This window comes from Streptomyces colwelliae, assembly GCF_048158785.1.
Lineage (GTDB): Bacteria > Actinomycetota > Actinomycetes > Streptomycetales > Streptomycetaceae > Streptomyces.
Genome location: NZ_JBLTJC010000458.1, coordinates 1 through 7,432 on the forward strand (window position 1 = coordinate 1; position 7,432 = coordinate 7,432).

General features: G+C 68.1%; 5 protein-coding genes and 1 pseudogene. 4 read left to right on the top strand and 2 right to left on the bottom strand.

Annotated elements, in window-relative coordinates:
* Positions 1-133: 133 nt before the first annotated feature.
* Positions 134-943, top strand: coding sequence for an IclR family transcriptional regulator (locus tag ACNFOC_RS47550; protein WP_416965228.1), 810 nt, complete (start codon positions 134-136; stop codon positions 941-943).
* 99 nt (positions 944-1,042) lie between these two features.
* On the top strand, positions 1,043-1,480 hold the full coding sequence (locus ACNFOC_RS47555) for an SsgA family sporulation/cell division regulator (protein WP_416965229.1): 438 nt from the start codon (positions 1,043-1,045) through the stop codon (positions 1,478-1,480).
* Positions 1,481-1,668: 188 nt separating this feature from the next.
* Here ACNFOC_RS47555 and ACNFOC_RS47560 read toward each other — a convergent pair whose 3' ends face one another.
* Positions 1,669-3,189, bottom strand: coding sequence for a YibE/F family protein (locus ACNFOC_RS47560; RefSeq protein WP_416965230.1), 1,521 nt, complete (start codon positions 3,187-3,189; stop codon positions 1,669-1,671).
* 253 nt (positions 3,190-3,442) lie between these two features.
* On the opposite strand from ACNFOC_RS47560, the gene thiC reads away from it, so the two are divergent.
* A complete protein-coding gene (gene thiC, locus ACNFOC_RS47565) occupies positions 3,443-5,299 on the top strand; it encodes a phosphomethylpyrimidine synthase ThiC (RefSeq protein WP_416965231.1) in 1,857 nt (618 codons plus the stop codon).
* A gap of 143 nt (positions 5,300-5,442) precedes the next feature.
* The gene (locus ACNFOC_RS47570; RefSeq protein WP_416965232.1) at positions 5,443-6,552 is read left to right on the top strand and encodes a hypothetical protein; all 1,110 of its coding nucleotides are present in this window, start codon (positions 5,443-5,445) and stop codon (positions 6,550-6,552) included.
* 12 nt (positions 6,553-6,564) lie between these two features.
* On the opposite strand, the pseudogene ACNFOC_RS47575 reads toward ACNFOC_RS47570, so the two are convergent.
* Positions 6,565-7,161 (bottom strand): annotated as a pseudogene (locus ACNFOC_RS47575) (serine hydrolase domain-containing protein); the annotation flags it as partial.
* Positions 7,162-7,432: the final 271 nt, after the last annotated feature.

A 7,432-nucleotide genomic window follows, 5' to 3' on the forward strand; every position in this document is an offset into this window, starting at 1 on the left:
GGTTGACACCGCACCCGTAGAACCACACGCACGCCCCACCCAGCCCGTCCCGCCCACATGGCCGCGCTCGGTGGCGGTCCCCGCACAACTGCGGCCGGTGTCACAGCCAGGTTCTGTGGCACAGCTTCGCCCCGTGGCGGCACCGCCACGACAACGTTCCTCCACGCCCGTCGAGGCCGCCGACCAACAGCAGTCCGCCGCCACCCTCATCGGCTCCGTCCAACGGGCCATGCGCCTGCTGGAGTCCGTCGCCGGACACGGACACGGAGCCCCCGCCAAGCAACTGGCCCGAGAGACCGGCCTCGCCCTCCCCACGGCGTATCACCTGCTGCGCACCCTCGTGCACGAGGGCTATCTCCGCCGCGACAAGGGGCTGTTCTTCCTGGGGGAGGCGGCCGAGCGGCTGAGCAGCAGCGGGGCGCAGGAGAAACGTCGCAGCACGATCGTCGACGCGCTGGCGCACTGGCGGGATTCGATCGGTGTCCCGGTGTACTACGCGATGTACCGCGACGGCGAGATCGAGGTCCTGTGCGTCTCCGACACCTCCGGCAATCCGGCGGTCGAGGAATGGGCGGACTTCCGTGAGACGGGGCACGCGCACGCGATCGGCCAGTGTCTGCTGGCCCAGTTGGACGAGGACACCCGCCGCGACCACCTCGACCGCTACCCCGTGCAGTCCCTCACCCCGTACACCGTGCGCGATGACCACTCCCTGCTGCGGCGCCTGGACCGGATGCGGCGGACGGAGCTGGTGGTGGAGCGTCAGGAGTACGCGCTGGGGACGGTCTGCGCGGCGATTCCGATCACGCTCGGCGCCACGGCCGCCACGATGGCCATCTCCCTGCCCTCGCATCAGGCCGACCGGCTGCCGACCGCGGCCCGGCAGTTGCAGACCGAGGTCGGCAGGCTTCTGGGGTCGCTCGCGCTCTCTATCAGTATCTGAAAACTTACTCCTTGTGATCTAACGTGTACGTTCAGCAATATTCCTTCAGTGTCACGGGGATCATTCCCAGCCATACGACGGCAGTTGACGGGATAGGCGATGCGCGAGTCCGTACAGGCAGAGGTCATGATGAGCTTCCTCGTCTCCGAGGAGCTCTCCTTCCGTATCCCGGTCGAGCTGGGCTACGAGACATGCGATCCGTACGCCGTGCGGCTGACCTTCCATTTGCCGGGAGACGCCCCGGTGACCTGGACCTTCGGCCGGGAGCTGCTGATCGACGGGCTGGGCATGGCGTGCGGGGAAGGTGACGTGCGGATCGAGCCCGTCGATCCCGAGACGCTGGGCGAGGTGCTGATCCGGCTTCAGGTGGGCAGCGACCAGGCGCTGTTCCGTACCGGCGCGGCACCGCTCGTGGCGTTCCTCGACCGCACCGACCGGCTGGTTCCGCTCGGCCAGGAGGGCGCCCTCGCGGACTTCGACACCCACCTCGACGAGGCGCTGGACCGCATCCTGGCGGAGGAGCAGAGCGCCGGGTGACGTGTTGTGTCGGCGGCGGGGCCGGGGAGTTGGCGTAACGCTTCGCCATGGGCTCTGAGGCCGCTGGAGGCACCGTGAGCCCATGAAGGTCCTCCGGGCCCGGCGATCCGCAGGAACGCTTCTGCGCGCCCTCTGGTGCGATTCTCGCCGCCCGCCGCAGTGCCTGCGGCGCTCCGTGCTTGCGGTGCTCAGTGCTTGCGGCGCCGGCCCTTCCCGCCGCGCGCCGCCGCGGGCTTGGCACTCGGCGCCGCCGTGGCCGTCGTAGCCGTACCCGCAGTACCCGCTGCGGCCGCACCCGCCGGAGCCTCCTCGGGCCCCGGGCGGTCCGCCGAGACCACCAGGGCCGCGAGGGCCGTGGTGACCGGTACCGACGCGACCAGGCCGATCGAGCCCACCAGTGTGCGCACGATCTCCTCGGCGACCAACTCGCTGTTGGCGACCGCCCCCACGCTGCTCTGCGCGATGGAGAAGAGCAACAGCAGGGGCAGGGCGGCGCCCGCGTAGGCGAGGACGAGCGTGTTGACGACGGACGCGATGTGGTCGCGGCCGATGCGGATGCCGGCGCGGTACAGCCCGCGCCAGCCCATCGACGGGTTGGCCTCGTGCAGCTCCCAGACCGCCGACGTCTGGGTGACCGTCACATCGTCGAGCACGCCGAGCGAACCGATGATGACGCCGGCGAGCAGCAGACCGCTCATGTCGATCGACGGGTACAGCCCGTGGATCAGGCCCGTGTTGTCGTCCGTGTTGCCGGTGAGCGCGGCCCAGTCGATGAAACCCGAGCCCAGGACGCCGATCAGCACCAGCGACATCAGGGTGCCGAGCACCGCCACGGAGGTACGGGCCGACAGCCCGTGGCACATGTAGAGGGCGATCAGCATGATGGCGCTCGATCCGACCACCGCCACGATCAGCGGGTTCGAGCCGTGCAGGATCGCGGGCAGGATGAAGAAGTTCAGGATCATGAAACTGATGGCCAGCGCGACCAGCGCCATGACACCGCGCAGCCGGCCCACCACCACGACGGCCAGCGCGAAGATCCCGGCGAGCAGTGCCATCGGGAACTTACGGTTCACATCGGTGACGGAGTACTGCAGGTCCTTGGGCGCGGAGGGCTCGTACGCGACCACGACCTTCTCGCCCTGATGCAACTGCCGTGACTGGTCGGGCTGCACGATCTCCGTGAACGTACGGCCCTTGTCCTTGCCGGTGCCGACCGTGACTGTGGCCTTCTTGCAGGTGCCGGCGGCCTCCTGCGCGGCCGAGGAGCCCTCGGCGGTGGAGGTGTCGCCGGTCGAGCCCCCGCCCGAGGCGTTCACCGACGCGCAGCTCACGCTGACGACCTTGGTGACCGTCGCCTGCTGTGTCTGCCGGTCGAAGCCGACGCCGGTGCGCTTGTGCGACGGGGCGCCGCCGGGCCAGAGCACCACCATGCCGACCACGACCGCCACCGTGAACGGGATCAGGATCGCCGCGATGACCTTCCGCAGATGCCGGGAGACGGGGGCGGCGGGGCCGTGGCTGTGGGAATGACCGTGCCCACCGCCCGCGCCGGAACCGTGCCCGCCGTCCCCACCCGGTCCATGTCCGCCGTCCCCACCCGATCCGTGGTCGTGCCCGGAACCGGAACCGTGGTCGTGGCCGGATCCCTGGTCGTGGCCATGCGGCGGCCCGGTCGGCGGGAACGGGGGCTGCTGTGTCGTGGTCACCGCCCGATCATCGCAAGAACGCCGGGGGCCCACTGTTCACCGCGCCACTTATGACGCTAGCGTGGAGGCACCTTTGCACACGCGGGAGCTCGGAGCACCGGGCTGAGAGGGCGCTGACCTTCGTCTTTGCGTTGTTTCACGTGAAACGTCACCTGAATCGAGTGATGTTTCACATGGAACATCGGCTGACGGAAGCCGCTGCGTCGACCGCCGAACCTGTTACCGGGTAATGCCGGCGTAGGGAGTAGGTCTCATGACCAACAAGGACGCACGCACGCCTGCCTTCAGCCAGGACGAACAGCCCATTCCGGGCGAAGAGTCCGCGCGGGCCGAGCAGTTCACACCGGCCCAGCAGTCCACGGAGGCCGGGAAGTCCATCGGCTGGCACAAGGGGTACGTCGCGGGCTCGCGCCCCGATCTGCGGGTGCCGGTCCGTCAGGTGCACCTCACCAACGGGGAGTCGGTGACGCTGTACGACACCTCCGGTCCGTACACCGATCCGCTCGTCGACACCGATGTCCGCAGGGGGCTGGCGCCGCTGCGGGAGAACTGGATCATCGCGCGCGGCGACACCGAGGAGTATGCGGGCCGCCCGGTCCGCCCCGAGGACGACGGAATCAAGCACACCTCACCGCGCGGTGGACTGCGCAACCTCGACGCGGTCTTCCCGGGGCGGCCGCGGCAGCCGAGGCGTGGACGGGAGGGCACGCCGGTCACGCAACTCGCCTATGCGCGACGGGGTGAGATCACACCCGAGATGGAGTTCGTGGCCGTACGGGAGAACGTTTCGCCCGAGGTGGTCCGCGAGGAGATCGCGGCCGGGCGGGCGGTGCTGCCGGTCAACGTCAACCATCCCGAGATCGAGCCGATGATCATCGGCAAGCGGTTCCTGGTGAAGGTCAACGCCAACATCGGCAATTCCGCGGTCACTTCCTCCATCGAGGAGGAGGTCGAGAAGATGACCTGGGCGACGCGCTGGGGCGCCGACACGGTCATGGACCTGTCCACCGGCCGCAACATCCACACCACCCGCGAGTGGGTGCTGCGCAACTCCCCCGTCCCCATCGGCACGGTGCCGCTCTACCAGGCGCTCGAGAAGGTCGACGGCCGCGCCGAGGAGCTGACCTGGGAGATCTACAAGGACACGGTCGTCGAACAGGCCGAACAGGGCGTGGACTACATGACCGTCCACGCGGGCGTGCGGCTGCCGTTCGTACCGCTGACGGCGAACCGCAAGACGGGCATCGTCTCGCGAGGCGGCTCGATCATGGCGGCCTGGTGCCTCGCGCACCACAAGGAATCGTTCCTGTACGAGAACTTCGAGGAGCTGTGCGAGATTCTTGCCGCCTACGACGTCACGTACTCGCTCGGCGACGGCCTGCGGCCGGGTTCGATCGCGGACGCCAACGACGCAGCGCAGTTCGCGGAGTTGCGTACGCTCGGGGAACTCAACACGATCGCGAAGCGTTTCAACGTACAGACCATGATCGAGGGCCCGGGACATGTCCCGATGCACAAGATTAAGGAGAACATCGACCTTCAGCAGGAGATCTGTGATGAAGCTCCGTTCTATACGCTCGGCCCGCTGACGACGGACGTCGCGCCGGCGTACGACCACATCACCTCCGGCATCGGTGCCGCGATGATCGCCTGGTGGGGCACGGCCATGCTCTGCTATGTCACGCCCAAGGAGCACTTGGGCCTGCCCAATCGTGACGACGTCAAGACCGGCGTCATCACCTACAAGATCGCCGCCCACGCAGCCGACCTCGCCAAGGGGCACCCCGGTGCGCAGGAATGGGACGACGCGCTGTCCGACGCCCGCTTCGAGTTCCGCTGGGAGGACCAGTTCAACCTGGCCCTCGACCCGGACACGGCACGGGAGTTCCACGACGAGACGCTTCCGGCGGAGCCGGCCAAGACGGCGCACTTCTGCTCGATGTGCGGGCCGAAGTTCTGCTCGATGAAGATCAGCCAGAGCATCACCGCGCAGTTCGGCGGTACGGCTGCCGCTGGGGCGACGGCCGACGAGGTCGCTGAGGGCATGCTCCAGAAGTCGAAGGAGTTCGCGGCGAGCGGGAACCGGGTGTATCTGCCGTTGGCGGACTGAGCCCGGTCCGTGGACTGGCGCCTCCCGTCGAGGCTCCCGGTGGTCGATGCCGGGGGCCTCCTGGGCGGGACGGCTCCGCTGGGCGTCGTAACGGAAGAGACAAGATCACGCATGGTGCGATCAAGGTCTCTACTCTGCCTGCCATGGGTGGGATCGATCTGGCTAACGGGGTCGTCGGCGCTGTGCTCGGGATGCTGGTCGCGGTGCTGTTCCAGGACCCGATTCAGAACAGCTGGTACAGGCTGCGCACGCGATCGAGGAGCGCAGTACGCAACCTGCGACGCCGGGAGGAGTCCAGCCCGGCGTGGAGAACCTTCTCCCTCGGCCCACTTCACACCTCGGCACTGATCGTCGAAGGAGACGGGGAGTCGCCCATACCGGCGCAAGCGATCTACATCCAGGTGCTGGACCAGGAAATCGAACTGCCTCCCGATATGGCCGGCTGGTGGGCCGAGATCGAGGAAGAAAGCACGCGTTTGAGGGCGGAGGGCCGGACACCGTTGTGGAACGGCCCTCGATACGCGGTCGAAACGCTGGAGGCATCCCGGACCGCTCTCGAGGAGCAGCCGGAAGTGCATCTGCGGTTGCGCCCGACGGACTACTACACCTTTCTCGCGGCGCAACAACTGGACCGTCGGCTGCCCGACGGGACCACTCCTCGTTCGCGCTATCTCGATCCTGGCGACCCGCTGCGAGCTCCCGCGTTTCTGCAGTGCAGTTTCGCCGTGAACATCGCGGTGGTGACGGCCGACGACATGCTGGTCGTCAGCCAGCGCAGCAACCGTGTCCGAATGGCGCCGGGCGTCTGGAACTCGTCCGTCAACGAGGGCATGTCACGGCACATCGACTCCTCCGGCAGGAGTGCCCCGGACCTCTACGCGGTCGCTCGGCGCGGGATGCGGGAGGAACTGTCCATAGAACCGCATGAGTACGGACTCGAATTGCTCGCCTTCGTGCTGGACGTCGAGAAGCGCCATTGGAGCGCTCACTTCTACACCAGACTCAAGGACTTGACCTGCTCGGATCTGCAAGCCCGCATGAGCAGAGGAGTGGCGGACCGATGGGAACACCAGACCATCGATTTCGTTCCTTTCCGCCCTGCGACGGTGATCAAGTACATGCTGCGTGCCGATCGCATTCACCGGTGGGCCCCTCTCGCGCCGGCGCTCTTCCATCTCGCACTGGTGCGTGCCTACAGCCGCACGCCAGTCGAAAGAGCGGAAGCGCAGATCGTCCGACGCATAGCGGACTGAAGCGGACGGGGGCTACCCGTCGCACAGGGTATGGTCGGCAAGCACGCCCGTCGTGTGGTTGAGGGCGATCAGGTTCGGGGGCGCGGTGGTGGTCGTGATGGAGATCGTCACCGCGCGTCTGCCGTCCGCGCTCACCGCGGGGCGGATGTTGACGCCCGCGCCGTCGCCCTCGTGCGTGTAGTGGTAACCGCCGCAGGAGAGGAGGATCCTGCGGAGGCCGAGGCCGTAGGTTCCCTCGGGCATCTCGGCCACGTCCTCCGGGTCGTCGGTCCGTTCGACGGTCTGGCGCATCTCGCGCCACTCCTCGGCGGGGAGCAACCTGCCGCTGGCCAGGGCGCGGAAGAAGGTGTTCAGGTCGGCGGTGGTACTCACCACGCCGGAGTCCGCGGTGTGCTGGAGGCTGTGATCGGTGACGTCGAGACGCTTGCCGTCGGTGGTCGTCAGGTAGGCGCTCACGTGCGGGTCGGGCAGGAACGGGTCGAGCCCGGGGACGGTGGCGTTCCGCAGTCCCAGCTTCGCGAGCACCCTGCGCTCGACCAGGTCCCGCCAGCTCGCGCCGCCGGCCTTCTCCGCGATCATCCCGGCCAACAGGTAGTTGGTGTTGGAGTACGCCCAGCGGGTGGCCCTGCCCCCGGGGCCTTCCGTACGGCCGCGAGGTCCTGGCGGAGGGTGTGCTCACTGCAGGAGTCCCTCGCCGCTGCCAGCACGCCGGCACCGGTCCTCTTCGACGACGGCATCCGCATGGTCGTATCCCCCGGTGCTCCGGTTCCTGATCGGTGACGATCACCAGCCAACCGGATCCCCAGGCGCGCGAGGATGGGACTGCCCTCCGAATGAGGGGTGCACCTGGCCCCCTGCGAACCACGGGTTCACCCCCGCC

What these genes read in the sequence shown, in the direction of transcription:
- thiC (WP_416965231.1), top strand. Translation starts at nt 3,443, where the DNA reads ATGACCAACAAGGACGCACGCACGCCTGCCTTCAGCCAGGACGAACAG.
- ACNFOC_RS47555 (WP_416965229.1), top strand. Translation starts at nt 1,043, where the DNA reads ATGCGCGAGTCCGTACAGGCAGAGGTCATGATGAGCTTCCTCGTCTCC.
- ACNFOC_RS47570 (WP_416965232.1), top strand. Translation starts at nt 5,443, where the DNA reads ATGGGTGGGATCGATCTGGCTAACGGGGTCGTCGGCGCTGTGCTCGGG.